This is a genomic window from Carboxylicivirga sp. M1479 (genome assembly GCF_007097485.1).
In the GTDB taxonomy this organism is placed as follows: domain Bacteria; phylum Bacteroidota; class Bacteroidia; order Bacteroidales; family Marinilabiliaceae; genus Carboxylicivirga.
The window spans coordinates 23,493-50,105 of sequence record NZ_VKDE01000038.1 but is presented as its reverse complement, the minus strand read 5'-3'; the positions used below and the strand labels follow the sequence as shown (position 1 = coordinate 50,105).

The window sequence follows — 26,613 nt, the reverse complement described above, 5'->3', positions numbered from 1 at the left end:
GAATAGTTCTACTTTTGCTGGATGAACAAACAAACAGGTGATTTAGCAGATTTAATTAGAGAGCATGTGCAGGCCTTAGATCCTTATGCAGATGTTATTCTTCTATTTCCCCAAGGAACAGAGATGCACCAAGATATTCAATTGTATATCTTAACACCTGAAAAAGTTGATTTTAGTGTTGAGCAGCAATATTTAGATGCTAAATATAAAGTAGAGCTGGATGCAAGCCAAAGCCTTTCGTTATACGTTTACTCCAAAGAAGATTGGCATAAGCAGTTTGTAGAAACGCCTATTTACAAACAGGTACAACTGGAGGGTATTTACCTGTAGTTTGATAGCATTACTTTTCCCATTTTGAAACTCTCCAAAGCAGGTTCTTTTTTCACTTTCCTAAATTGATATTTGTGTTGGTGTGCGAAAGATATTACTTTCGGAAACAAACGTATTAATTATGAGTAAAACCGACTTATCTCGATACGACAATTCATGGTTTAACACAGGAGGGGGCTTTATCAAGCGCACAGCCTGGTTCGTTATCAATGTCTTGTTTTTTATTAATCCAATAAATCCTATTTCTTCGATTAAAGTAATGCTATTGCGTTTGTTTGGCGCACAAATAGGGAAGGGTGTTGTTATTAAGCCGGGTGTTAATATTAAGTACCCTTGGAAATTAAGTATTGGAGATTACTCTTGGATAGGTGAAAAAGTGTGGATTGATAACCTCGATCAGGTGACCATTGGTCGTCACTGTTGTCTTTCGCAAGAAGCCATGTTGCTGATAGGTAATCATAACTACAAGTTGCCAACCTTTGATTTAATGGTAGCACCAATTACGCTGGAAGATGGCGTTTGGATTGGCGCACGTAGTATCGTTACCGGAGGTGTTACTTGCCAAAGCCATTCGGTATTGGCGATTAATAGTGTGGCGTCCCTTAACCTTCATCAAAATGGAATATACCGCGGTAATCCAGCAGAAAAGGTAAAGGAACGGCTTATTGCTGCTGATTAGTGTTTTAACCAGCCTGGTAATGCTTCTGATTTAGTTTTTCTCCCATAAAAGAAATCATCCATCTTTACTGCCCAATACCTAAAATTAGGAAATTGATTAATGCTCCATCGTACAATATTATGCAGTAAGTTGTTGGGGTGCGAATACGGACATGTGCTCATGCAACGACCGCAATCGGTACCTGCAGTACACCAATAATTAAAACACTTTTCCGAATTGATTTGCCACCTGTTTACATCCTTAATCATCTCTTTTGGCTGATCGGAGATGGCACTGGCAGGGCAATTTGTAGCACATTTCAGGCACTTATCACAAAAATCTTCAAAGCTATTGTTATATGCACGTTCAACAGTATCCAATGGCATGTTGGTTGTTACTACGCCAACGCGCACCCTGGGACCAAGTTTTTCAGTCATCAACAATCCCATTCGGCCAATCTCACCTAAATTAGCATCTCGTGCTACCAAAGGTGCTACCACCTGGTAGTTACCATCGATATGTGCTCTGGCTTCGAAACCACTGTTGCGAATGAACTGGGCTAACTGGGTGGCAATAATACCTGCTTGTAAATATTGAGTGGCCGACTCCATGATGATGGAACTCTTAGGTGCTGGTTTTACCATTTCGTGATCCATCTCCACCGTGAATGCGATGCCAACCGTGTGCTTTTGTTCTATCGGTTTGCCATAACGTTCACCTCTGCCACCCACCGAGTACCAGTGGTAATCTTTCATTTTTGTAAAGCCAACTGATTTAGCTCCCGATTTTTTGGTCCACTCTGTTATAAATTTTTGATAGTCTTTTGGATCAATAGATTTGGCTTGCTCTTTAACATCGCCTTCTACATGTTTATGCAGGCTATCCACAATGTGAAAGATAGCATCGGAAGCTTCGTATGCCAATGGGTTGTAAAAGGTTGAATGTTTACTAAGCAAGCCAGGTAGTTGCCTGAAGTTATCATCATTTTCTTTTAGATCAGGATGTTCCTTGTAAAATGAATCGTATCGTTCGGTATTGGGTTTAATCTCATTGCGCGCAAACATAACCGTTCGTTCATCTATGTTCCCTTTCGGTAAATCTTCTTTAGGGATTGAGAATAGGAGCCTGGGAACGAGCAAATAGGCTCCAAATGCCAGAACAAGGATATCAAAAGCCGCAATCACCCAGTCGAAGTAAGATGAAAGATATTGGGCAGCCAATAGTAATAACAGGCCTGGGAGTAGTAGAATGCAGGCTTTTAAGGCAGCACCTTTTCTCTTTTCGATAATGGATGTGAAAAGCATTAAAAGCATCAGTAAGATGATTCCAATGGCTATGATGGCTAATGTTAATCGGAAGAATTGCATAGTTGTGGTGTGATTTGGGGAGTTATGGTTTGTTTTTAGTGTTTAATCTTTTTAATGTTAGCATTTGCGAATAGTTGCTCAAAATGGGCACGTGAATGATAAGCTACGCTACCGCCTGTAAAAGTGGTGGATAGTGCACCTGATCGACATCCCATTTCAACAGCATTCGTGTTATCTTGCCCATCAATTTTAGCACTTAAAAAGCCGGCAGTAAAAGCATCGCCTGCACCAATACAGTCCTGGGGTTGCTCGTTGATATAGCTATTCATTTGTTTAGTCAGGCCATTTTCAGTGATTGCCACGCCCTGATTGCCATGAGTGCAAACAATGGTATTCGGAAACTTCTGCACGTCTTCAGTTTGCAGCTTATTTCCTTTCAAAAGCAGTTGTAATTCGGTTTTATTAGGGAGGAAAACATCAACATAAGGCAAAAGCTCATTGAGGTCGGTATTCCATTTTTCCTCTACATCCCATTGCGGGTCAAGAGATGTGTGAATGGGGTGCTTTTTTAAGCTCTTGTAAAATGTGGGTAAAACGTTTCTAAAATGTGGTAATACATAGGGGTTCGAAAGGTGAAAGAACGGTGTTGCTTCTAGTAGCTGTGCTGGAATATCGGCAGGGCAGAGTTGCTCCATAGCACCGGCATGCGTGATGTTAGCTCGTTCTTCACCTTTGCTTAATACAGCTGTACATCCTGTGCTAAAACCGGCTTTATCAACCATGTAATCGGTATTAACGCCGGCAGCATTCATTAATTCTTTAAACTGCTTGCCAAAAGTATCCTCGCCAATGGCACCAATATAGGCTACTTTCATGCCCAAAGCCGCCAGATGAGCCGCTGTAATACCAGCTGAGCTGCCAAGTGTTATATTGAATTGCTCTGCCAATACCTCTTCACCAAAGGCAGGCAGGTGGTCAAACCCATTGAATAGTAAATCGATGTTGCAATCACCCGTTACTATTATATCGAACTTTTTCATTTGTTATTTTTTGCTTTCTATTGCCACTACTTGTCCCGATTTATCGGGATGGAACTCGCCAAAATCAATCATGCTCCTGTATGTTTGTTTCATCCGTTTAGATGGTTTTTAAGAAGTCAACAGTGACTGATTCTATTTTCTCTAGTCGTGACTTAATGCGATCAACATCAGCTTGTCGACAGCTCCATTCAATCATACATCTTAGATTAAAATCTTGTTTGATTATATTGGGATTTTCCTCTTTCATTATTTTCATGATGTCATTCATCACGCCATAATCAAAGCTTAGTTGGTACACATCATCAACTGTTTTCTCAACAATGGTCGCATTATTAATGGCATCAATGGTTGCTTCGCGGTAGGCATTAATCAGTCCGCTTGTTCCGAGTTTTGTGCCGCCAAAATAGCGAATAACAACTACCAGGATATTGCTTAATCCATTTGATTTCAATTGGCCATGTATGGGTTTTCCGGCCGTGCCCGATGGTTCACCATCGTCGTTGGCTCTAAATTGTTTGCCCGATGTGCCTAGTTGCCAGGCATAGCAATGGTGTCGGGCGTCGTAATATTCTTTTTTTAGGGCAGCTATTTTTTCTTTAATGGCCTCTTCGTCGTAAACGGGGTAAGCATAGCTAATAAACTTGCTTCCTTTATCTTTGAATATGCCTGTTGACGGGCTGTCTATGGTTTTATACTGATCAGTTTCTTCCATGCGTTTGAGCAATCTCTTTTTCGTGAGTGAAAATAGTAAAAAATCAGGAACTTGATTGATTAGTCACATGACATGTTGTACGACATTTTAGTAAAGCAAATAAGGGGCTTTGTGTATATTTGGTAATTGAAAAATATTATGTAGCATTCGTTGATTTTCACTACATTGATGTCATTAAATAACTAAACGTTAAGTAACAAACCCAAAATGAAGCCCACTATTTTTTTATTGTTATTTGCTTTATGCAGTCATTTAGCAACGGCGCAAGAAGAGTCCTCTTCGATTAAAGTACCCCAATGGTTCGATAAAATTAAGATAAATGGTTATATGCAGTTGCGATATAACGATTTATACAAGACCAATCCAGAGATGGAAAACCCTCAAGGCGATCGTACCTATGGTGGTTATGATGGCTTTTCACTTCGAAGAATGCGTTTTAAGGTAAGTGGTCAGATTCACCCTCGTTTATACTTTTACTTTCAGGCTGATTTTGCCTCTGATGGTAAGAACCTGGGGCAGTTAAGAGATGCTTATTTCGATTATTTCCTTGATCCTGCAGGGCAGTGGAAAGTAAGAGGAGGGCAGAGTAAAATTCCTTTTGGTTTTGAAAACTTACAATCATCGCAAAATAGATTAGCCTTAGATCGAAATGATCCCTTGAACAGTGCCGTAAAAGATGAACGCGATATGAATATTGGTATTCATTATGCGCCTACGCTCATTCGAAATCGCTTTAAAACCATTAAAAGCAAAGGCCTTAAGGGATCTGGAGATTACGGGATGGCTTACGTCATGTTTTATAACGGACAAAGGGGAAATAGCCTTGTTCCTGACGAAAAGAAGTTTCCGCACGTTGCTATGCGTTTTGCCTACCCATTTGAGTTTTCTTCAGGACAATATTTCGAGTTGGGCATACAAGGGTATTTTGGGCACTATGTAATGGCATCGGTATCTGATGGTGTGGTAATCCGTAACGACGATGGCTCATTAACCAACCGTTCGCCTTTTGATGAGCCCTTTGAAGATCGCCGTATTGCCGGCACAGTGTTGTATTACCCACAGCCCTTTGGCTTTCAGGCCGAATATAACATGGGCGTTGGGCCTGAGTTTGCATACGATGAAGGCAGCGGAATTGGTTCCATAGGTAAGGAAAATCTACACGGTGGCTATGCCCAGGTAATGTACCGTATACAGCATAATAAACAAGAGATTATTCCTTTTGTAAAAGGGATGTACTACCAGGGTGGTAAAAAGTTTGAATTAGACGCCCGTAGTTATGATATGAAAGAGTTGGAGATTGGTATTGAGTGGCAGCCCATTAAGGCTTTTGAGATAGTGGCTATTTATACGATTGCCGATCGTCGTTATGAGGACATGGAAATGCCCATTAACCGTCAAACAGGGCAGTTGTTACGTTTGCAGTTTCAGGTAAATTACTAATTTGCATAAAAGAATTAGAAGTGAGGAAAGTATTATTATTAGTCGGCATGAGCATTTTACTTTTTGCTTGTGCTCCAAAGCAGAATGAGCAAGTATTAAGACCAGTAGATGAATTGGTCAGGCAGGATATATTATCGCAAATGGAGGCGTCGAGCCAGTGTTGGAATAAGGGCGATTTTGAAGGTTATATGCAAGTGTATTGGCAATCCGACTCCTTGCAATTTATGGGTTTGAACAACATAACCCATGGATGGCAACAAACATTAGATAACTACAAGCGAGGATACCCAACGGCCGCTCACCGAGGGGTTTTAAGCTATGCATTTAAGCATTTTAATCAGGTAGCTGATGATTGTGTGATAGTAGTAGGTAGTTACCATCTGGAGCGCGAGATGAGTAATGCCGAGGGCAATTTCTCTTTGGTTTGGAAGCGCATTGATGGTCAGTGGAAAATAATACTGGACCACACATAATTAAGGATTGAGACCAATAGCGTTGTAAATGTTTTCATTCAATGTTTGTAAAGTGTTTATTTCAAACGGCCTCAGCCGGTGAGCCAAAAAGCAAGGTTGAAATGACGGTTAAAAATTGATTTCTGTTTGAGGCTTTTGGAGGTACGGAAAAAGGCGAGTTTAATCAATTTCAGTCAATCAGACGTAGTCTTTTTGAGTAAAGCGGGTGTAGCCTTGATGTTTTTTCCTTAGTTTTTGTCATTAAGAACAAAAAGTAAGTCGGGTTTGGGCGAAGCGCCACTTTATTAGGATAATATTGGATTGAGACCTAAAATATATCAGCTGAAAGGCTCTTCATTGTAATGGTGAAGAGCCTTTTTCTTATCTTCGCACTAAAAGCAAAATACAAGCATGAGTAATTTCAAAGAAGACTTAATGAAGGTGAAGGCGTTTGTCTTCGATGTGGATGGCGTCTTATCGTCGCAAATGATTTCCTTGTATCCCAATGGAGAACCAATGCGAACAGCCAATATTAAAGACGGCTTTGCCTTGCAGCTGGCTGTTAAGTTAGGTTATCAGGTGGCCATTATTTCAGGTGGAAATACCGAAGCTGTTAAAAAGCGCTATGAAGGACTGGGGCTTCAGCATGTGCACATGGGCATTAGTGATAAATGGCCATGTTTTGAAAAGTGGATGGCTGAAACGGGTATTGATGCCAGTGAGGTAATGTACATGGGCGACGATTTACCCGATTATCCGGTGATGAAACGCGTTGGTATTCCAGTTTGTCCGGCTGATGCAGTGGAAGAGATAAAGTCGCTTTGTAAATATATTTCTGATAAAAATGGTGGTCAGGGAGCTGTGCGCGATGTGATGGAACAAGTATTAAGGGCACATGGTAAATGGGCTTTAGATTATATTTGGTAAGATTTTAATAAATAAGAACTCAAGAATGGATTATCTCAAGCTAATCAGGTATAAGAACTTGTTGCTGATTGCAACGATGCAATGTTTACTGCGTTATGGTTTGATATTACCCATTCTGAGCCACTATGGTGTCGATCCTGTTTTATCGCACCTACGTTTTGCTTTGGTTGTTTTAGCAACGGTATTATTGGCAGCATCCGGTTATATTATTAACGATTATTTCGATATACGCATTGATCGCATTAATAAGCCTGATAAGGTGTTGCTTGGCAAGCGCATTACAAGGCGTACGGCCCTCTTCTTACACGTGTTATTAACCATTTCGGGCATTCTTATCGGATTATTTATTGCCTACGTGGCACGCAAAGAGAGCTATGCCCTCATGTTTATTGGCGTACCCATACTGCTATGGTACTACAGTACCACTTTTAAACGCCATATTGTTATTGGTAACCTGGTTATTTCCTTTTTAACCGGCATTGTTGTGTTGCTGGTTGTGTCGGTAGAGTTTGCCATGCTCACCAAAATACACGGACAAGCCATTGTACGAACCGAGGCCTGTTCAACAGCCTGGTTTTGGACTACCGGCTTTGCTATTTTTGCTTTTCTGGCCAATTTTATTCGTGAAATAATTAAGGATGCCGAAGATGTAAAAGGAGATAAGGCTGTTGGATGCAAAACTTTACCAATAGCCCTGGGCATACCTTTAGCCAAAGTGTTTGTGCTCATTCTTGAGTTGGTATCACTCATTGTTATGTGGGCTATCTATTTTTATATAGATGATTTTGATACCATTCCGTATGTATTGCCCTATTATATTATTGGGCTCACCTTGCCTCATCTGTTGTTAATATATAAATGGATGAAAGCCCAATCGCCCAAAGAATTTCATCAGGCAAGTAGCATTAGTAAACTCATTATACTTATGGGAGTGCTGTTTATACTGTTGGCGGGTCAGATGTTTTAAAACACTTCTCTTACTGTTCCTTATTTTCTGCTTGCGAAGCGAAATGTTATATATTTGCTTTTCCTTTTAAAACTATTAATTGCATACACTAAATATGCTGAATCATAAAATAATATTGGCCTCTCAATCACCTCGTAGGAATGAATTGTTATCGCAATTACAACTTGCCTTTGAAGTGGTTTTGAAAGAAGAGGTGGATGAGGTATTTCCGGATGATATGGAAGCCTTGAAAGTGCCGGTTTACCTGGCCCAACAAAAGGCAGTTCCCTATCATGAAGATTTAAAGAAGGAGCCCACCATTGTTATCACTGCCGATACCATTGTATTGTGCGATGAGCAAATACTGGGTAAGCCAGCCGATAGAAAAGAAGCCGTAAAGATGCTGCAAATGCTGTCGGGCAAGGAGCACGAAGTAATTACGGGTGTGGCATTAACAGCGGCTGATAAGCAGAAAACCTTTACCGTTTCTACCAAAGTGTTTTTCAAGCAGCTAAGCATCCAGGAAATAGATTTTTACATTGATAATTACCAACCTTTCGATAAAGCGGGTGCCTATGGTATTCAGGAGTGGATTGGTATGATTGGCATTGAGCGCATTGAGGGTTCGTACTTCAATGTGGTGGGCTTGCCTGTGCAAAAGTTATATACTGAATTAAACGAATTTTAAATCCAATAAATCAACAAATATGTATAGGAAACTATTATTGATACTAGTCGCTGCATTGTTATTGCAGCCATTGGCAAAAGCCGATGAGGGTATGTGGATACCGATGTTGTTGAAGAAATACAACATTGAGCGCATGCAAGAGTTGGGCTTTAAGCTAACAGCCGAAGATGTGTACAGCGTTAACGAGGCTTGTTTAAAAGATGCAGTCGTGATATTTGGTCGCGGTTGTACTGGTGAACTGATTTCTGATAAGGGCTTAATTGTTACCAACCACCACTGTGGTTATGGTCAAATTCAATACCATAGCTCTGTTGAAAACGATTACTTAACCAATGGTTTCTGGGCTATGTCGCAGGACGAAGAGTTGGTTAATCCAGGTTTATCGGTAACCTTTTTAAAGCGCATGGACGATGTGACTGAGCGTGTATTGGAAGGCGTAAATGATGATATGGAAACGGCTGAACGTAAAAAAGTAATTGATGCCAACATCAAAGCAATTAAGGAAGAAGCGATTAAAGACACGCATTACAAAGCTGTGTTAAAGCCATTTTTCCAGGGCAACCAGTACTTTTTATTTATTAACGAAGTATTTACCGACGTGCGTTTAGTTGGAGCTCCTCCATCGGCCATTGGTAAATTCGGTGGCGATACCGATAACTGGATGTGGCCCCGTCACACTGGTGATTTCTCTATGTTTCGTATTTATGCCAACAAGGATAATGAGCCTGCCGACTATTCAAAAGACAATGTGCCATATCAGCCAGCACAGCATTTCCCGGTATCATTAAAAGGTGTTAATGAGGGTGATTTTACCATGGTGTTTGGTTACCCGGGTAGCACCTACCAGTATGTACCATCGTACCACTTAGAAATGTTAACCGAAACGGTAAACCCTAAGTTGATTGATGTACGTACGCAGAAGTTAGGCATTATGAACCGCTACCAGGGTGCTGATCCGGCGGTACGTATTAAATATGCAGCTAAAAATGCCCGTATCTCCAATAGCTGGAAGCGTTGGATTGGCGAGAATCGTGGTTTAGAAATTTTAGATGCCATCAACAAAAAGCAGCAGTACGAAGCTGATTTTACGGCTTGGGCCAAGGCGCAGAAGCCTGAGTATGCCGATCTGTTGACCAAGTATAAAGCCATTTATAAAGACTATACGAACTACAACTTAACGTATGGTTACTACCGCGAAATGATTCCGTCGAACGGCATGGAAATAGCTTACTTGGCTAATCAGATGAATGCTTTAAAAGACATTTATACAGCCAAAGAGTTGAATGAGGAAGCAGCACAAAAGTTGAAAGAAAAGTTAACTGAGCGTGTTGAGCTTTTCTTTAAAAACTACTACGAGCCAATAGACATGGAGCTTTCGGTAAAGCTTTTAACCATGTATGCCGAAAACATTGATGCCGCTTTCCAACCAGATGTGTATGCATCGATTAATGGAAAATACAAAGGCAACGTGGCTAAGTACGTTGACTACGTGTTTGGCAAGTCAATTTTTGATGATAAAGCAGCTGTTTTGGCATTTATCAATGAGTTCTCAGCCAAGTCGCTTAAGAAGTTGGAAAAAGATCCGGCTTACCATTTAAACGAGAGCTTTGCTGCGGTTTATAAAGATAAAGTATATCCTCAGCTTAAGAAGTTTAAGCTTCAGTTGAGTGCTTTGGATAAAGACTACATGGCTGCTCAAATGCAATTTAAAGCCGACAAAGTATTTTATCCGGATGCCAACTTTACCTTGCGAGTATCTTACGGTCAGGTAAAAGGTTATACGGCACGCGATGCTGTTGAGTACAAGCACTTCACTACCTTGGAGGGTATTATGGAAAAGGATAATCCAGATATTTATGATTACCGTGTGCCAGCTAAGCTGAAAGAGCTGTATAAAACCAAAGATTATGGTCGTTATGAAGTTGACGGAACAGTACCTGTGTGTTTTGTAGCTACTAACCACACAACAGGTGGTAACTCGGGTAGTCCGGTATTAAACGCCGATGGACACCTGATTGGTATTAACTTTGACCGTGCCTGGGAAGGTGTAATGAGTGACTTGATGTACAACCCGGAGCAGTGTCGTAATATTTCGTTAGACATGCGTTATGTGTTGTTCATTGTTGATAAAATGGCCGGAGCTGGTTATTTATTAGACGAAATGACGATTGTAGAGTAAATACTATCAGATATTATAACAACAGAGGCTGCTTCACACGAGGCAGCCTTTGTTGTATAGTGACTTGCAGACTAGGGAGCACGGATGTCATCTCTATTGCGATATGCATTAAAGAGATGACATCCGTTTTTTCATTACAGGATCGCACCATGCAATAGTGGCTTTTATCAAGGAGGCTTCCTCCAGTGTGATTGAACCATAACTGCTACATTGGCAATTCCATTGGTATGTTTATAAATTTTCTAAAGCATTAACATGATGAAGTATGCTTATGTTTTTATCTTATAACTAGTGTAAAAATAATTATTAACACTAGTTAAAAGATTACTATAACACTAGTTAAAAATGAAAAATGTGCTTTTAGAAAACCATATGGATGCTGTAAGAAATTCATGAATATGCTGAAGAGAAGGGGATCTTGTTTGATTAGTTGCGACGTTTTGGTTCATCTCTGAGTGATTAACTATAATTGCCAACACACGGATGTCATCTCTATTATAGCATGTGTTAAAGAGATGACATCCGTTTTTGGTCTTATTTAATAAAATAATTCTATTTTTAGAGGGACTAACTGGCCAACAATGCCCACAGAACGATGATTCAAAACACGGTAATTCATTAATGAGTGATACATGTGTAGGTACAAGGGTGGAAATACCGTTTTGTAGATAGGGTTAGGGATGAGATGACCGCAAGAAAAATAAAAACTGAATTCAATAATATATGATTAACAAAGAAGATTCTCCCCTTTATAATCTTCCTGTAGGATTAAAAAGGAAAGATTTATTGATCCTTGACTCCATAAGATTCACAATAGAACTGATTGAGGAAAACTATTCTTCTTTGGATAAAGAACTTAAAGGATTATCATATAAGCATGGTAATAAAAAGAAGAACTTAATACCAACATTCAATTTTTGCTGGAGTATTATTGACAATATTCAAAGATTTATAAAGCTTTACAAGCTGCTGCCAACTAACAATAATCACGAGTTAATTAAAGAATTGTCGAAAGTAACTCCTTTGAGAAATACCTTTCAACATATGGATGAAAGAGTAGAGGAATGTTTACTTGAATATGATATGCCGTTTTATGGAACGGTTTCATGGTTAATTAATTTTGGGAAAGATAATTTTCTTCATAAGTTTTATGCACTTAGTGGCCTTTATATTCCAGTTAAGGAAAAGCAATTAAGAATAGAGAAACGTGATCTTCCAATAGATGAATTACATAAGATTACGCTTCAAACCTTCATAAGAAAAGGGCGGAAATCTACGGTGATTTATGAAAAAAAAGAAATTGATTTATCAGAATTGTATGTTAATTTTAAGTCAATTATTCACCAATTAGAAGTGAATTTAAGCGAACAATTTATTAAACAGAAAGCACAAGGTTTGGATTGGAAAAAAAGAAGAGATATCATTATAAAAATTGCTTTTTAAGTATTGAAGTGTCATTAGTTATTTATAGTCGCGAGACTGAAAATACGGTTGAAGTTATAGTGGAGGAATAATTACAGTGCTCACCAATAACTATTCTTAATGCGTGGCGATTTGGAAAAATTGAATATAAAGCATTTAATAAACAAAGTTGCAGTTTGATAGTGAAGTACTTTGAAATACTGTACTCCGCATATTCTCAATGCTAGTCAATAATTTAATATCGTAATACATGAGTTCGAAAAGAATATTAGCTTACACATCATTGTTTCTTATCGTTATTTATTCTGGCATTGGGGTTTACCTAAGGACAGTTGGTTCAGACAGTGTGTTCATTCATAAATTTTTTAATGTCTTATATATTGCTCTTCAATTATTAGGTATCGCTTTTCTAATAATGACAACAAAACTAAAGGAAAACCATAAACGAAAATTGGTATGGCTGGGAGACTTATTGATTATAGCTGGAGCAGGAGTTCTTGTTATGCATCTTCCGACTATATTAGCTTATGCTTTAATTTCAGTTGGGTTAATTATGATTTTAATAGATCAATTAATTAGGCTAAAAATAACAAAGAATGACCTGTTGGTTGAAAGACTGAAAATAGTCTGGTATATATTTTTCTGGACAAGTGTAATTTTTAAGGGACTACATTTAGCAGGGGCTCGAAACCTGTTATTTATTTCGGTTATTGTTTTATGGATTGCCATAACAAGACATGTTTTTAAGAATGGAATCCCAAAATATTAATGAGTAATAAATAAGTACTTGTACAAAAGCAGGCAGAGATTAACTCTTTGGAGAAGAGTAGAGGCTTTTACAACCAACGTTTTGGCTCTGTTTATTATGGAAGTGTTGAAATATCTCACGACACCATTTTAGCGAGACCTTGGCACCATAAAAAACGACATTACAAATGCTAGCTATGATTAAAAGATTTTTACCATTCATATTCATCTTCGGATTGATAGCTTGTAATAAAAGTACTTTAACTATTGACTATTTTGGACAAACAGAACCTGGTACTACTCCGGAAATATTTGCAAAAGATGTTATTTCAATAAAAGGACGGTTTGAACATGGGATTTCATTTGCACCAAATTCACAAGAATTAGCATTTGGAATTTTCAACAAAGGTGACTTTAGTGGTACTATATACTATTCCAATAAAGAAGATAGGAGCTGGACAAAACCTGAAGTGTTAGAGCCACTGGAAAATGAAAGCGTTTTTCTACCATATTTTTCACCTAGTGGCAAATCACTTCTATTTGCACAAAGCAGACCAGATGCAAATAATGGTTTTACCGATATTTGGATGTTAACAAAGCAGAATGGTTTTTGGGAGCAGCCTGAGAAAATAGATAGTCCAATAAGTACATTAACGAGAGAGTCAACAGCCTGCATGAGTATGAATAATACAATTTACTTTTCATCAAACAGAGATGGTAATGGATTAGCTGATTTGTATTGTTCTTCACTCGAAAACAATAATTACATAGATGCTGAACGATTAAATTCAATTTCTTCAGTTCGTGATGAAGAAAGCATTTTTGTCTCAGCGAATGAGAGCTATATTATTTTTAGTAGGTACGCAACAAATGAGAATGGACCTGATTTATTTATTAGTTATAGAGATTATAGCGGCAACTGGATTCAGCCAGAATTATTGGGTTCAAAAATCAATACAAGTGATTGGGAAAGGCGACCATTCGTTTCTATAGATAATAGGTTTTTATTTTTCACTAAGCAGATTTTTAATGACAAAGGATATGCAGAGTCTGATATCTATTGGGTAAATACTCAAAATGTATTCAAGCCATATGTTTTTGAACCAATTCAACCAAAGGTCATAAAGATTGGAAAGGAGTTTAATGTATCAATTCCGACAGATTACTTTAAGGATATTGATAGTGATAAATTGGAAATTAGCCTTAAAAATGAAAAGTTGGATTGGGTTAATTTTGATAAAGAGAAAATGACTTTAACTATGAACCCAAATGTGATTGGGGAATTTAGTTTAATATTTACAGCCGTAGATGAGTATGCAAATGAGACTGAAGATACAGTTAGTATTATAGTGGAGGAATAATTATGGTGCTCAACATCGGCATTACCACTTTTCAGCTAAGCCTACACAGCCACCTTTAACTCTGATTTTCTAACGCATATTACATATTTAACCACCAATGGCCAGCGGCTTTTGCAATCGCGTATTCTCTTCCAGACTTTGATTGTGTAAGCGGTACATCTGATTAACTTCTACACATATAAAACCATATTCCTCCACTACCTTGCCACGTATGAGGTAGCAGCCAGGCCCTCTAAACGGATAGCGCTTAAACGAGTGGGCAAAATGAACGGTATCGAGCCAGTGGCCATCAATATCCAGAAAAGTGCCGAAGGACATGCTTTCGCCAGTGCTGGTGCGTGTGGGTTTACGCGTGATGAGGTAGCCCACAATGGCCACTGTTTTATTAATTAAGCGTGGTAAGTCGGCCGATTTGAGCAAGCTGGGCAGCTGTTTTTCCAATAGTTTAAACGGAGAGCTTAGCGAAAAGCCCAGTAGCTCTAGCTCATCAAATGCATCTTCCAGTTCGTGCTCCCACAGGTCGGGCAGTTCAAACTCCTGCACTTTGGCCTGAAATAATGTAGGCTCGGGTTTGGTCACTTTACTGTGACCCAATATGTGATGCGCATCCCACAGTAATTCCTTTTTTGTTTTGCCCGTAAAACGAAAGGCATCAATGCGTATGAGAATAAGCAATTGTTCCAAAGAGATGGGTACGCGGTTTACAAAATCGGGCAGGTTGGTAAACTCGCCACATAGGCCACGTTCATTGAGCAGGAGTTGTACACTTTTCTTTTCTAGGCCATAGAGCATAAACAAGCCTAAGAACAAATGTTTGCCCTTAATGGTACAGGGCCAGTCGCTGCGGTTAACGCAAGGGGCTTCAATAATAGCGCCGTGCATGCGTGCTTCGTGCAGGTACAGTTCGGCACGGTAAAATCCGCCGCCATTATTGAGGGTAGCCGTCATGTACTCGCGTGGATAATAGGCTTTGAGGTACAGAGCCTGATAGCTTTCTACGGCATAGCTGGCCGAGTGTCCTTTGGCAAAGGCATAGTTGGCAAAGCTTTCAATCTGTCGCCATATATCGGCTATGGTTTGCTCGGCGTAGCCTTTCTGCTGGCAGTTGTTGAAAAACTTCTCACGTACTTTCCAAAATTCATTACGCTGCCTAAACTTCCACGACATGCCACGACGCAGTACATCGGCCTCGTCGAGTGATAGGCCAGCAAGGTAATGGGCCACCTTAATTACATCCTCCTGATACACCATCACACCGTAGGTCTCTTCTAGTATGTTGTACAGCTCTGGCAGGTCTTTTCTGGCTTGCTCGCGTCGCTCAGGGTTCTGAAAACGCAGAATATACTCACGCATCATGCCACTTTTAGCCACGCCTGGGCGAATAATAGAGCTGGCGGCCACCAGGCGCAGGTAATCATCGGCCTTGAGCTTGGTAAGCAGCATACGCATGGCTGGCGACTCCACATAAAAACAGCCAATGGCCATGCCTACTTTCAGCAGCTCTTTAATGCGCTCATCGCGCTTAAAATGGTCGATGTCATCAATGTCAATGTCAACACCAGTATTCTCACGTATAATATCCACCGAGTCCTTTATCTTGCTAAGCCCACGTTGGCTGAGGATATCGAACTTGTGCAAGCCCACATCTTCGGCCACGTACATATCAAACTGGGTTGACGGAAAGCCTTTGGGCAGCAGCTCGGTAGAGGAGTAGCAGGAGATGGGCTCCTCGGAAATGAGAATGCCGCTGGAGTGGATGCTGCAATGGCTGGGAAAACCATCGATAAACTGACTGTACTTAATTACCCATTGGCCGTATTTACTATTGCTGGCAGCTGATGGGTTCTTTTGTAGTGTGACAATCTCATCGTCGGGCACACCAAATACCTTGGCTATCTCGCGAATGGCAGATTTATATTTAAACGTGATGTAGTTACCCAGCAGAACCACGCGGTCGTAACCATAGGTATCAAAAATATAGCGCGTGACGGCATCGCGGTCGGTCCACGAAAAGTCAATGTCAAAATCGGGTGGCGACTGTCGAAAGGGGTTAATGAAACGTTCGAAATACAGATCCAGATCAATGGGGTCTACATTGGTAATGCGTAGGAGGTAGGCCACTAAACTATTGGCACCACTTCCTCGGCCTATGTAGTAGAAATTCTCACTTCGGGCATAATCAATAATATCAAGCGTAAGTAGGAAGTAGGCGCAAAAGCCCAGGTCGCGAATTACCTCCAGCTCCTTGTTCATACGCTGTATTACTTCCTCTCTTTTTTCTGGGAAGCGATAATTCAATCCCTCCTCACAGCGTTTTTTTAATAGTTGAAAGTCCTCTTCTGTTGATTGGGTAAATACTTGCTTGTTTTTGTTGGTGCCAAAATTAAAGTCGATGCTGCACGAGGCCAGCAGTTGCTGTGTGTTTTCAATGATGGTCGGATATTCAGCAAACAATTGCAGTAACTCCTCCTGAGGCATGATGGTGTCTGCTTCAGTGGCTTGTTCTTCCGGCGGAAGCTTGCTTAACAGGGTGTTTTTATCAATGGCGCGTAGTAGGCGGTGGGCGTTGTAGTCGTGCTTGTTGCGAAAGGTACAGCTGTGTTTGATTACTAATTTATCCTGCTTGTTTTTCCAGTGCGAAAAGGGTAGTTGCTTTAAGTCATCGGGCGATACGCCAATAAATTCATTGCTTCGAAGTTCGTCATCGGCATACGAAAAAGGGTAAATAACAAAAGCATTTTTAAAGGCAGGTGCTTGTGCGTCAAAATCAATCTTCTCGTGCAGATGCGGTGTCAGGTATTCGTTAATCTCCTGGTAGCCTTTGTTGTTTTGTGCGATAGCCACGTATTGTTGTTGTACGCCGTTTCTAAAGTCGACACCCACCACAGGCTGTACCTTATGCTGTGCAGCCAGACGGGTAAAGTCAATGCTTGCCGCTGTGTTATTAATATCGGTTAGTGCAAAGCTGGTGTAGCCATGGTGAACCAGTACTTTTATCAGGTCTTCGGTTGATATGGTGCCGTATTTAAAGCTATAGTATGAATGACAGTTTGTTAGCATCTTGTGTTGTTGTTTGTATTAAGTAACTGATTATTGCGGCATGTCTACCTGTGGTTCTTCGTACTCTGAACGTCGGACTCACCCTACCTTATCATTTTTGGACTAGGAGGAATTATCTCTCCGTCAACCTGCCCATTAAACGGGTTCATCTGCTTAACATGTCGTGCCTGCATGCCTTGTGCGCGTTTCACGGCATCTTGTCCGTATCTGCCTCGTAAATTATCCATGGCCTGATAAAGCTTTATCATTTTAAAGGAATCTTCGAATAGTTTAATTTGATAGCTGCCACCAATAAGGTTGCTAAAGCGCACGCCAATCAGGCGTACCAATACACGGCGGTCGTAGGCTTTCTCAAATAAATCCTGCACAACCTCTATTAAGGTATGGTCGAGCGATGTATAGGCAATGCGCTTTTGCTTGGTATGTGTTTGAAAATCGGAGTAGCGCACTTTTACCGAAACGCAGGAGGTGAGTTTATTGCTGCTCCGTAACTGATAAGCCAGGCTTTCTGCCATGCCAAGCAGTATGCTTTTGAGGCGATAAATATCGGTGGTATCCTGCTCAAAGGTGCGTTCTGTTGATATGGACTTACGTTCGCTCCAGGCCACTACGGGCGTGTTATCAATGCCTTGAGCTTTTTTCCAGATGGCAATACCGTTTTTACCCAATACACGTTCCATTAATTCCACAGGCATATCCTGCACAGTACGTACCTTTTCGATACCCATGCGCCGTAGCAAGTGATAGGTTTTATTACCTACCATGGGTATTTTTTTGATGGATAGAGGTGCCAGAAAGGCTTTTTCGTAACCCGTTTCTATTTGTATGTGGTTGTTGGGTTTGGCCTCGCCCGTACCAACTTTAGCCACTGTTTTACTGGTGGATAAGCCGAATGAAATGGGCAGTTTGGTGTCTTTAATAATCTTCTCTCTCAGCTCCTTGGCCCATAGATAAGTGGTTTTGATGTAGCGATCCATGCCTGTTACATCCACGTAAAACTCATCAATGGATGATTTTTCGAATAGGGGTGAGCGTTCGCGTATGATGTCTGTTATTTGGTTTGAAAATGTGCTGTAGGCCTGACTATTGCCTCTAATAACTTTGGCATGGGGGCATAGTTGTCGGGCCATGCGCATGGGCATGGCAGAATGTACGCCGTACACCCGGGCTTCGTAACTGCAGGCAGCTACCACACCTCTGTCAGATGTGCCGCCAATAAGCACAGGAACCCCAATTAATTCTTTATTAATGAGGCGTTCACACGACACAAAAAAGGTATCTAAATCCAGATGTAATATTGATTTATTCATTGTTGTCGATAATTTCGTCATTTTGTTGTTTATAATATAGTCATTTATACTACTTTTGTATAGTGTATAATGGAGTAATTTTGAGCCTAACGACGGAACGTGTTGAGGGATAAGAAGAAAAAATAACGAAGTGTTGGTAGCTGTCTTTATGAAAAGTTCAACCCACTTTGGGGTTGATTATTTTATTTGGGAAGCCATGCATTTCATACATGCTTATTCAAGTAGTATCCCTCCGGGATTATTTGGTAGGGAGTAAAAATGGGTAAGGGCATTTGTTTTTTAGTGTTGTCAAATTAACCCCGAATGGGGTTTTACTTGATTAGTTTTTGCAGTTAACCTGAAGCTTGGTTATTGTGAGGTGATGGTTTGTAAGGTTCAACCCACTTTGGGGTTGGTCATTTTACTTGAGAAACCATGCATTTCATACATGGTTATTTAGGTATCATCCCTCCGGGATTATTTGGTAGTGATTAAAAGGTGGGTGGAGGATCTTTGTTTTAGGAGTGTTATCAAATTAACCCCGAACGGGGTTTTACTTGAATAGCTCCGGATGATAATCCGGAGTGTGGTAGATGTGAACATCAACCCTGGTGGGTTTGAATAATTAATATGAAGATAATAAATTGAAATATAATATATCTAATCGTTTAAGCTATGAGTACTTACACGCAAATATTATATCAGATTGTATTCTCCACCAAAAGAAGAGAAAAGACCTTAATTAACCGTGAGCGCCTATATAAATATATTTGGGGTATTCTACGAGAAAAGAATTGTCATTTATATCGTATAGGAGGAGTTGAAGATCATGTTCATATTGTTGTTGGCCTTCATCCCATGGTGGCACCTGCGTTATTGGTTAAGGATATTAAACTCTCCACTTCAAATTTTATAGTGGAAGAAAAATTATTTCCTCAATTTACGGGGTGGCAGGATGGCTATGGAGCTTTTACTTATCATGTAAGCTCGAAGAATGATTTGATAGAATACGTGAAGAATCAAGAAATACACCATCAGGAGGCAAGCTTTAAAGAGGAATATATAAGCTTGCTGAGTGAGCATGGAATCGCATTTGAGGAAAAGTACTTGTTTTAATGTGGTTCAACCCACTTTGGGGTTGATTGATTTATTTGAGAGGCCATGCATTTCATACATGGTTATTCAAGTGGCATCCCTCCGGGATTATCTGGTAGTGATTAAAAGGTGGGTGGAGGATCTTTGTTTTAGGAGTGTTGTCAAATTAACCTCGAATGGGTGTTTGACACGAATAGCTTTTGAGTTTAATCTAAAGCTTGGCTATATATAGTGATGGTTTGTAAGGTTCAACCTACTTTGGGGTTGATTGATTTATTTGAGTAACCATACATTTCATACATGGTTATTCAAGTGGCATCCCTCCGGGATTATCTGGTTGTGATTAAAAGGTAGGTGGAGGATCTTTGTTTTAAGAGTGTTGTCAAATTAACCTCGAATGGTATTTTGAAACGGATAGCTTTTTTGCTTATCCTAAAGCTTGACCATATACAGTGGGTTTGTAAAGTTCAACCCACTTTGGGGTTGATTGATTTATTTGAGAGGCCATGCATTTCATACATGGTTATTCAAGTGGCATCCCTCCGGGATTATCTGTTGGGAAATAAAAGGTATTTGGAGACTGTTTGTTTTAGGAGTGTTATCAAATTAACCCCGGATGGGGTTTTACTTGAATAGCCTCGGATGATAATCCGGGGTATGGGTGATGTCAACATCAACCCTGACGGGGTTGAACATATTTTTGAAATAGTTATAATATTGAGCAATATGTACTTTGCAGAGAATATTAAATTTTTACGAAAGCGAAAGAAATTATCGCAAAATGATTTGGCTATAAGCCTTGAATTAACGCGTACCACCTTGGCTGGTTACGAAAAGAGTGTGCAGCCACCATTTAAAACACTTATCCGTTTTGCTGAGTACTTTAAAGTGTCTATTGATGCTTTGGTACGTTACAAGTTGGAGGCCTTGTCAGAATTTCAGTTATCGCAGATTGAGGGAGGTTTTGACATTGATGTGACAGGGCAAAAGTTACGCTTACTAACCGTTTCGGTCGATGGCGATGGAAAAGAGAATATTGAGATGGTGCCTGTAAAAGCACAAGCTGGCTATACTTCTGATTACGGCGATACCGAATTTATTTCTGCACTACCTAAGTTTACCTTGCCGTTTTTACCACCCGATAAAACCTACCGTAGTTTCCAAATAAAGGGAGATTCTATGTTGCCGATTCCTGAGGGTGTTTGGGTAACAGGTTCGTATATTCAAAATTGGAAAACGATTAAGGACGGAACACCCTGTGTGATTGTTACACGCGAGGATGGCATTGTTTTTAAAGTGGTGTATAATCTCTTACAAAAGAGCGAGACCTTATTGTTGGTATCGACTAATCGTATTTATAAACCCTATGAGTTATCAGTGAAAAATATTGTGGAAATATGGAAGTTTGAGACCTATAATGGTTTTGATATTGATAATCCATAATGTATAGATGTTAAGCTTTTGAAAAGAATATTATCTTCGCTTCGAAACTTAAAACAAATACAATTATGAGATTTACCTTACTAATCCTTGTAATAGGATTGTGTTATGCTTGTTGCGACGAGCATAAAAGCACCACCGTTTTTCCTGAGCAGTATGTTGGAACATGGCAGTTGGTGTCATCCGATTATCACAGTAAAGATTCTGTAACATCCAACATGGTAGAAGGGCAGGAGATGATTAAGATTCTCACACCCACTCATTTTGCCTTTTTTCTGCACGACTTAGCGCAAGGCAAAGATAGCACTACAGTAGCCTACATGTCTGGAGGTGGCACGGTTGTTTTTAAAGACGATGAGTACACTGAGAATCTGGATTTTTGTACGGCTCGCGAATGGGAGAATCACTCTTTCCATTTTAAATTAGAGTTACGAGGCGATACTTTAATACAACAAGGAGTTGAAGAGTTGGAAGACCTTGGCCTTGGCGATGAAAATCTTCTGCTAATTGAGAAATACATCAGGGTGCAAAAGTAATACTGGCAGTAAGCGTATTGATTCATCTAAGAAAGTAATCCATTCATAAGCTATTTTTTCTTAGCTTCGTAACACTTATAATTTTTAAACCTAATAACATGAAGAGGCTAAATCAGGCATTGCTAATTGTTGCAGTTATTTTATTGTCGTTAAATGTTTCGGCACAAACATCATTACGCTATAAGCTTAAAGTGGGCGAAACCTATCGTTTAAAGCAGATGACAACGCAGGGTATTGAGCAAAACATATCGGGAATGACACAAACGATTAAAAATACCTTTGGAAGTGATATTACTGTTGCTATAAAAGGCAAAACAGGTAATGTTTATTCTGCTGATATGAAATTCGAAAGCATGGTATTTAAAATGGAAAGTGCCATGATGAATATGAGTTACGACTCTAATGATGCTTCGGCCGATGCTACGAATCCGCTCAATAAATCGTTTGATTTAATGGTTGGTCATACGTTTCAGTTGAAATTTGATGACAGAGGTAATATTGAGGAAGTGAAAGGTTTTGAGGAGGTTGCTCAGAAATTAGTAACGGTTTTTGGAGATAATCCACAGCAGGCCGAGATGATGAAATCTACGCTTTCAGGTCAGTTTTCAGATGATAACATGAAGCATACCTTAGCTAATATGTTTATTGTGTACCCCGAGGATAAGGTGAAAGTTGGTACCAAATGGACTACTAAAACAAAGCTAATGCAGCCAATAACAATTAACAATACCTTTAATTATAATGTTGATGTGGTTAGCAAAGAGGCTGTTAAGTTATCTGGTTCGGGTACCATGGCTACTGAAGAAGGTCTTTCGAAAGAGCAAATGGGCATGGTACAGCATTTTGATTTAAATGGAGAGTTGTCGTTTACTGCAGATATAAATGTGAAAACGGGCTGGCCAAATGAAATAAAAATGTTGCAAAAATTGGATGGTAATGTGGCTATTGAATCGCCTCAGTTACCTGCGCCAATGGAGATGCCAATGAAAATCACCAGTGAATCAACTTATACAAGCATGTAGTTACTAGGTAAAATAGTATATATAAAAGCCGGCGTTAGCCGGCTTTTTTGTTGTTTATGCTTTGGGTATTAAAACTGTTTTAGCGTTATCGGCCGAAGATACCTTTTCAAGAAAATCTCTAAAATCATTGAACTCTTCTTTTGGGTATTCGCCTTTGTTTATTTGGAAGTATCGATAGTAAATAATATCTCCATCAACTACTTCAGCAGAGCTTTTATAAATGCCATACTTGGTGTCAAGCTCGGTCTTTTTAGGTAGTGCTTCTACTGATATATCGCTTGGAAGCTGATACTTAATTGTATCGCATTCGCTGTAATTACGCTGTATGCGTACAGGGTTGCGCCTTTTTCGAGCGTAGTTTGGTACGCCATTAAAGCTATTTAATAAGTTGAGTTTTAATAGTTTTCGTTGCCCCATTTGAGAGCAATAATTGGACGCTTCGAGCTGTAAGTTTTTCGTAAAAACAGGTGTCCTGTCGTTGTCATCCTCTAAATGATAGTTTATTAATTTAAAATTTGGAATGTCAATTCTATTGATGATAGTTTTACGTCGGTCCTTCTCATCTCTATGAAGTAAATAGTATTCATCACCATAGTTAGCTCCACTGTACGATATTTTAGCATCAATATCTAAATTGAAGTTATCGGTAAAACTAATGGTGCAGTTGGTATTTTGTCTGTTTTGTTCAGCTGTATAGTGGGGCGTTTTAATAAGTTCACCTCCATTTTCTTTAACAAGCAGTGCGTACCTGTCATCGGTAAAATCACTCATGTATCCCAACGGCGAATCAGAGCTTGTGCACTCTAGCCATATCGTGTCTGTATCGCAAGGGACACATAAAATAACATGGTTAAAGGTGTTGATAGAAAAATCCTTGGGTGCCGAGTAGATATTTTGTCCGGCATAAATGCGAGCGTAATATGATTCAATACCTACGGCTTTTAGTAATGATTTGGTATAATTAGAAAGGGCTTTGCAATCACCATACGAAAGGCGATCAACTGTTTCAGCGGGGAATGGCTGCCAACCACCTACGCCTTCCTGAATGCTTATGTAGCGATTCTTTTTTTGAGAATATTCGTATAGTATTTTAATTTTTTCTTCTTTGCTCTCAGCGTTTGCGGTGAGTTGCTTCAGTTCATTAATGGTCTCCTCCGGCAGTATATCCCTATCTGCAATTAATTTATTCATAAATACACCCATATCGTTCCACGAGTTGAGAGAGCCATTGATTCCATCCATTTTAAAACTAGTGGCTGCCAATCGGGCAGATGGTACATTTTCAAAGATGTTTGGACTAAGAATTTCGTAGTTAGTAGCTGCAACATCACTTGCCATCCATTCGTAAATAGTTTTGTTATCCTCAGATTGGCTCTCTTTCACTTTTATGTTTTTTTCTAAGAACCTTAAGGTGTAACTATTATCTACAATAGCGGTGAGTTTAGAGTGTTGTGTGGAAACGTTATAACCATCAAATGCCACCCAATTGGGCATGAAAAATAAGGTGTTGTATTCTGTAATATACGAGTATTCAATTGTAAATGGATAGGCATAATAATCGGGATCAATATACTTTCTTCTATTATCAGAAAACAAGGTAGAGCCGCTTATGGCGCTAATATCTCTTATTTCATCATTCTTTATTTTTCTAACTTTTTTTCCATTGGCATCATAAATATTGCCAACAATTGATGAAACTTTAAAGAGTTTGTCGTAATTCAGATTTAGTATGGCCATATCTATAGCCCCCTCTTTCAGAATTGTGACAGCATACTTAGTTGTTTCTTTAGCTTTTGTATCCGAAAAAATCTCAAAAACAACATCATTTATTCGAACTACTGCATTGGCATCCTTTGTTAGTTCAGTAGGAATTAGGTCAACTGCATACTGTGGAGCATCTTTCGCTTGTAAAACCTGCGAATGAATGCACATAGCAATAACGATAGTGAATAATTTTTTACAAGCTTGCTGCATCGGTATTTGGTTTTAGGATAATTGGTTCGGCATGTTTTTTAATAATTTGCTCGTATACTGCTTTCAGGTATTCGTACTCTTCAGGCAAAAACATAACTTTATTAATATTGAACTTGTAAATGGTTGTTAGGGTATTTGCCATATGTTGGTGCATTACCTGAACACTAACCGACTTATCAGGAAAGATGATTTTAATTGGTTTTGGAATTTCTGATACAATAAAATCATCTGGAATAGTAATTTTTGATACTAAATATTTATTGCGACAATATGCAAAGTCTACAGGGTATTTTCTTTCTTCTAACTTAAATGGATTGTCGCTTATTTTTTCGAGCAAAAATGGGTTCAGCATAATTATATCATTGATTCGCTCCACTTTATTGCTCAACTTAACGGTGTATTTGTCTTGTAGTGGCTTGTCATTGTCTTCAATATTCTTAATGGTAAAATCCTTTATAATTAAACCACTGTATTTGCCTTCTAGTGAGGTAAGGTAATCTTCATCACCAGCATACTCTTTATAATCCTGTCTGAAATTGTAACCAGCATAACCACTGCGACTGTAATTGATTTCTCCAACAAGATTGAGCTCTTTGTCTAATTTCAAATCATACAAAACGGATTCTTGCTTTTTAAACTGTGGTTTTATATCAACCCATTTACCTTTTTGATTAGTCACCACTCTGCCATTATTATTTAGACAACGCGATGGTAGCATGCCAAAACAGAGTTCCTTTTCAGTGGCGTCAAGCAAGTATTCTTTTTCGTTAATTACAGCACTTACTAAAGTGTAATTAAGTTTTTCGTAGCTTGGATAGAACGGATTGAGTATGCCATTTCTTCTGGTGCTTATAACTACCGGATATGCTTCAATATCGAGCTTTCTAAATAATTGTAGGAGGAGGAAGTTAATATCCGTGCTATTTCCTACTTTTTCTTTAAAAGCCTTATTGAGATTCTCTTGTGACGAAAATATCCAGGCCTCGTTATTCCACTTAATGGATTTAATAGCTTCATAGGCTGCCTTAGCCTTTTCTAATGGTTCTAAATTTTTATTTTCAATTTCTTTTTTAATGTCTGTTATATATAACGAACTACTTTTTAGAGAAGCGCCAAAGCGGTCGTGTTCCATCAGACGATCATTTACAGCCTCCCATGAGGTTGTGAAAGATTCGTAATATCCTGGTACGTTGATACTGAGGATGTCAAACTCAAATTTGGTGATGTAGTTATTCTTAGAGTTCATGTATGACTCAGACTTAAAGGCTGGGATATTTTTAGCGATAAAGCGATTACTTGATGGACTTGTAATCGATTCGTATCCAACCATTTTTTTACGGAAGTTGATGTAGCTAGATTCTTCTAAAATAATTTCGCACCATTTTACAGGTATGCCTCTTTGAAATGCCCATTCTGTAGGTAGTCCACTTGATGACGACTCTATTTCAAACACACTACCAACTTTAACATTTGGTAATGCTACACGGTATCTATAATAACGATCCGATACACGTTCTTTAAATATCGACTCACGTTTAAGTTTGGTCACTTCAATTTCTCCGTCTACCAGGTTATAAGTGCGCCCTCTGAAGGTATCATCTTCTCGACCAGGAAGAACAAACTCAGCATACTTGGTGCCTGCTTTTTTAAAGACTTTAATACGCTCGATACGTGAAAATTTATATTCATTGGCATAGAAACGACCATATTTACATAACACAACAGCAGCAGCTGAGGTATCTGGTTCGTAAACGGTCATAGCCAATTCTTCTTTACTTACCTTGCCAAATTTAATCGGGGGTTTTTCAGCGTGCACTGCAATATATACTGTTGCAAACAGCAGTGTTAATAGTAATTTTTTCATGTGGGTTGGTTTAAATTAACATTATCCTAAAATAATCATAATCCAATACCCTTAGACAAAATAGTGTGTTATTATGTATGTTATGTCCTAATTTAGAATGGTTATATGTGTTATTATTTTATAT

The 26,613-nt window shown here is 39.2% G+C and carries 22 protein-coding genes; 15 read left to right on the top strand and 7 right to left on the bottom strand.

Annotated elements, in window-relative coordinates; genetic code table 11:
• Positions 1 to 21 precede the first annotated feature (21 nt).
• On the top strand, positions 22 to 330 hold the full coding sequence (locus FNN09_RS18740; RefSeq protein ID WP_143304020.1) for a hypothetical protein: 309 nt from the start codon (positions 22 to 24) through the stop codon (positions 328 to 330).
• Between the two features lie 121 nt (positions 331 to 451).
• Complete coding sequence (locus tag FNN09_RS18735; RefSeq protein WP_143304019.1) at positions 452 to 1,009, top strand: WcaF family extracellular polysaccharide biosynthesis acetyltransferase; 558 nt, start codon at positions 452 to 454, stop codon at positions 1,007 to 1,009.
• On the opposite strand, the gene FNN09_RS18730 is transcribed toward FNN09_RS18735, so the two are convergent.
• The 3 genes from FNN09_RS18730 to FNN09_RS18720 all read right to left on the bottom strand — a co-directional run bounded on the left by FNN09_RS18730 (position 1,006) and on the right by FNN09_RS18720 (position 4,047).
• Positions 1,006 to 2,355 (bottom strand): 4Fe-4S dicluster domain-containing protein, encoded by a 1,350-nt coding sequence (locus FNN09_RS18730; RefSeq protein WP_143304018.1) that lies wholly within the window; start codon positions 2,353 to 2,355, stop codon positions 1,006 to 1,008. The genes FNN09_RS18735 and FNN09_RS18730 overlap by 4 nt on opposite strands.
• Before the next feature lie 35 nt (positions 2,356 to 2,390).
• A complete protein-coding gene (locus tag FNN09_RS18725) occupies positions 2,391 to 3,335 on the bottom strand; it encodes a carbohydrate kinase family protein (protein ID WP_143304017.1) in 945 nt (314 codons plus the stop codon).
• A 97-nt stretch (positions 3,336 to 3,432) separates the two neighbouring features.
• Positions 3,433 to 4,047 carry a YigZ family protein gene (locus tag FNN09_RS18720; protein WP_143304016.1) on the bottom strand — a complete coding sequence of 205 codons (615 nt, stop codon included), beginning with the start codon at positions 4,045 to 4,047 and terminating at the stop codon, positions 3,433 to 3,435.
• 207 nt (positions 4,048 to 4,254) lie between these two features.
• Between FNN09_RS18720 and FNN09_RS18715 the strand changes: the two genes are divergently transcribed.
• The 9 genes from FNN09_RS18715 (at position 4,255) to FNN09_RS18675 (ending at position 14,209) form a co-directional block, all read left to right on the top strand.
• The gene (locus FNN09_RS18715; RefSeq protein ID WP_143304015.1) at positions 4,255 to 5,487 is read left to right on the top strand and encodes a porin; all 1,233 of its coding nucleotides are present in this window, start codon (positions 4,255 to 4,257) and stop codon (positions 5,485 to 5,487) included.
• Positions 5,488 to 5,507: 20 nt separating this feature from the next.
• Positions 5,508 to 5,960, top strand: coding sequence for a DUF4440 domain-containing protein (locus tag FNN09_RS18710; RefSeq protein WP_143304014.1), 453 nt, complete (start codon positions 5,508 to 5,510; stop codon positions 5,958 to 5,960).
• A 390-nt stretch (positions 5,961 to 6,350) separates the two neighbouring features.
• Positions 6,351 to 6,866, top strand: coding sequence for an HAD family hydrolase (locus FNN09_RS18705; RefSeq protein ID WP_143304013.1), 516 nt, complete (start codon positions 6,351 to 6,353; stop codon positions 6,864 to 6,866).
• Between the two features lie 25 nt (positions 6,867 to 6,891).
• On the top strand, positions 6,892 to 7,833 hold the full coding sequence (locus tag FNN09_RS18700; protein ID WP_143304012.1) for a geranylgeranylglycerol-phosphate geranylgeranyltransferase: 942 nt from the start codon (positions 6,892 to 6,894) through the stop codon (positions 7,831 to 7,833).
• Between the two features lie 94 nt (positions 7,834 to 7,927).
• Entirely contained in the window at positions 7,928 to 8,500 is a 573-nt protein-coding gene (locus tag FNN09_RS18695) for a Maf family nucleotide pyrophosphatase (RefSeq protein WP_143304011.1), read from the top strand.
• A gap of 19 nt (positions 8,501 to 8,519) precedes the next feature.
• The gene (locus FNN09_RS18690; protein ID WP_143304010.1) at positions 8,520 to 10,679 is read left to right on the top strand and encodes a S46 family peptidase; all 2,160 of its coding nucleotides are present in this window, start codon (positions 8,520 to 8,522) and stop codon (positions 10,677 to 10,679) included.
• A 723-nt stretch (positions 10,680 to 11,402) separates the two neighbouring features.
• Positions 11,403 to 12,122, top strand: a complete 720-nt coding sequence (locus FNN09_RS18685) for a hypothetical protein (RefSeq protein WP_143304009.1) — start codon at positions 11,403 to 11,405, stop codon at positions 12,120 to 12,122.
• A gap of 229 nt (positions 12,123 to 12,351) precedes the next feature.
• The gene (locus FNN09_RS18680; protein WP_143304008.1) at positions 12,352 to 12,870 is read left to right on the top strand and encodes a hypothetical protein; all 519 of its coding nucleotides are present in this window, start codon (positions 12,352 to 12,354) and stop codon (positions 12,868 to 12,870) included.
• A 175-nt stretch (positions 12,871 to 13,045) separates the two neighbouring features.
• On the top strand, positions 13,046 to 14,209 hold the full coding sequence (locus FNN09_RS18675) for a PD40 domain-containing protein (protein WP_185969065.1): 1,164 nt from the start codon (positions 13,046 to 13,048) through the stop codon (positions 14,207 to 14,209).
• Between the two features lie 87 nt (positions 14,210 to 14,296).
• Here the strand turns inward: FNN09_RS18675 and FNN09_RS18670 are convergent, their stop codons facing one another.
• Positions 14,297 to 17,269 carry a DNA polymerase III subunit alpha gene (locus tag FNN09_RS18670; RefSeq protein WP_143304006.1) on the bottom strand — a complete coding sequence of 991 codons (2,973 nt, stop codon included), beginning with the start codon at positions 17,267 to 17,269 and terminating at the stop codon, positions 14,297 to 14,299.
• Positions 17,270 to 17,352: 83 nt separating this feature from the next.
• Positions 17,353 to 18,579, bottom strand: a complete 1,227-nt coding sequence (gene dinB / locus FNN09_RS18665) for a DNA polymerase IV (protein WP_143304005.1) — start codon at positions 18,577 to 18,579, stop codon at positions 17,353 to 17,355.
• A gap of 654 nt (positions 18,580 to 19,233) precedes the next feature.
• On the opposite strand from dinB, the gene tnpA reads away from it, so the two are divergent.
• From tnpA to FNN09_RS18645, 4 genes are all read left to right on the top strand, one after another.
• The gene (tnpA, locus tag FNN09_RS18660) at positions 19,234 to 19,674 is read left to right on the top strand and encodes an IS200/IS605 family transposase (RefSeq protein ID WP_143304004.1); all 441 of its coding nucleotides are present in this window, start codon (positions 19,234 to 19,236) and stop codon (positions 19,672 to 19,674) included.
• Between the two features lie 705 nt (positions 19,675 to 20,379).
• Positions 20,380 to 21,096, top strand: a complete 717-nt coding sequence (locus FNN09_RS18655) for a helix-turn-helix domain-containing protein (RefSeq protein ID WP_185969064.1) — start codon at positions 20,380 to 20,382, stop codon at positions 21,094 to 21,096.
• Positions 21,097 to 21,161: 65 nt separating this feature from the next.
• Positions 21,162 to 21,629: a hypothetical protein gene (locus tag FNN09_RS18650; protein WP_143304002.1), complete on the top strand. Its 468-nt coding sequence runs from the start codon at positions 21,162 to 21,164 to the stop codon at positions 21,627 to 21,629.
• A gap of 98 nt (positions 21,630 to 21,727) precedes the next feature.
• Entirely contained in the window at positions 21,728 to 22,651 is a 924-nt protein-coding gene (locus tag FNN09_RS18645; RefSeq protein ID WP_143304001.1) for a DUF6263 family protein, read from the top strand.
• Between the two features lie 54 nt (positions 22,652 to 22,705).
• Here the strand turns inward: FNN09_RS18645 and FNN09_RS18640 are convergent, their stop codons facing one another.
• On the bottom strand, positions 22,706 to 24,625 hold the full coding sequence (locus FNN09_RS18640) for a DUF3857 domain-containing transglutaminase family protein (protein WP_143304000.1): 1,920 nt from the start codon (positions 24,623 to 24,625) through the stop codon (positions 22,706 to 22,708).
• Positions 24,609 to 26,489 carry a hypothetical protein gene (locus tag FNN09_RS18635; RefSeq protein WP_143303999.1) on the bottom strand — a complete coding sequence of 627 codons (1,881 nt, stop codon included), beginning with the start codon at positions 26,487 to 26,489 and terminating at the stop codon, positions 24,609 to 24,611. The genes FNN09_RS18640 and FNN09_RS18635 overlap by 17 nt, the downstream gene beginning before the upstream one ends.
• Between the last annotated feature and the right edge of the window lie 124 nt (positions 26,490 to 26,613).

Coding starts and splice junctions, on each gene's coding strand:
- FNN09_RS18740 (WP_143304020.1), top strand. CDS start 22: ATGAACAAACAAACAGGTGATTTAGCAGATTTAATTAGAGAGCATGTG.
- FNN09_RS18735 (WP_143304019.1), top strand. CDS start 452: ATGAGTAAAACCGACTTATCTCGATACGACAATTCATGGTTTAACACA.
- FNN09_RS18730 (WP_143304018.1), bottom strand. CDS start 2,355: ATGCAATTCTTCCGATTAACATTAGCCATCATAGCCATTGGAATCATC.
- FNN09_RS18725 (WP_143304017.1), bottom strand. CDS start 3,335: ATGAAAAAGTTCGATATAATAGTAACGGGTGATTGCAACATCGATTTA.
- FNN09_RS18720 (WP_143304016.1), bottom strand. CDS start 4,047: ATGGAAGAAACTGATCAGTATAAAACCATAGACAGCCCGTCAACAGGC.
- FNN09_RS18715 (WP_143304015.1), top strand. CDS start 4,255: ATGAAGCCCACTATTTTTTTATTGTTATTTGCTTTATGCAGTCATTTA.
- FNN09_RS18705 (WP_143304013.1), top strand. CDS start 6,351: ATGAGTAATTTCAAAGAAGACTTAATGAAGGTGAAGGCGTTTGTCTTC.
- FNN09_RS18700 (WP_143304012.1), top strand. CDS start 6,892: ATGGATTATCTCAAGCTAATCAGGTATAAGAACTTGTTGCTGATTGCA.
- FNN09_RS18695 (WP_143304011.1), top strand. CDS start 7,928: ATGCTGAATCATAAAATAATATTGGCCTCTCAATCACCTCGTAGGAAT.
- FNN09_RS18690 (WP_143304010.1), top strand. CDS start 8,520: ATGTATAGGAAACTATTATTGATACTAGTCGCTGCATTGTTATTGCAG.
- FNN09_RS18685 (WP_143304009.1), top strand. CDS start 11,403: ATGATTAACAAAGAAGATTCTCCCCTTTATAATCTTCCTGTAGGATTA.
- FNN09_RS18680 (WP_143304008.1), top strand. CDS start 12,352: ATGAGTTCGAAAAGAATATTAGCTTACACATCATTGTTTCTTATCGTT.
- FNN09_RS18675 (WP_185969065.1), top strand. CDS start 13,046: ATGATTAAAAGATTTTTACCATTCATATTCATCTTCGGATTGATAGCT.
- FNN09_RS18670 (WP_143304006.1), bottom strand. CDS start 17,269: ATGCTAACAAACTGTCATTCATACTATAGCTTTAAATACGGCACCATA.
- dinB (WP_143304005.1), bottom strand. CDS start 18,579: ATGAATAAATCAATATTACATCTGGATTTAGATACCTTTTTTGTGTCG.
- tnpA (WP_143304004.1), top strand. CDS start 19,234: ATGAGTACTTACACGCAAATATTATATCAGATTGTATTCTCCACCAAA.
- FNN09_RS18655 (WP_185969064.1), top strand. CDS start 20,380: ATGTACTTTGCAGAGAATATTAAATTTTTACGAAAGCGAAAGAAATTA.
- FNN09_RS18650 (WP_143304002.1), top strand. CDS start 21,162: ATGAGATTTACCTTACTAATCCTTGTAATAGGATTGTGTTATGCTTGT.
- FNN09_RS18645 (WP_143304001.1), top strand. CDS start 21,728: ATGAAGAGGCTAAATCAGGCATTGCTAATTGTTGCAGTTATTTTATTG.
- FNN09_RS18640 (WP_143304000.1), bottom strand. CDS start 24,625: ATGCAGCAAGCTTGTAAAAAATTATTCACTATCGTTATTGCTATGTGC.
- FNN09_RS18635 (WP_143303999.1), bottom strand. CDS start 26,489: ATGAAAAAATTACTATTAACACTGCTGTTTGCAACAGTATATATTGCA.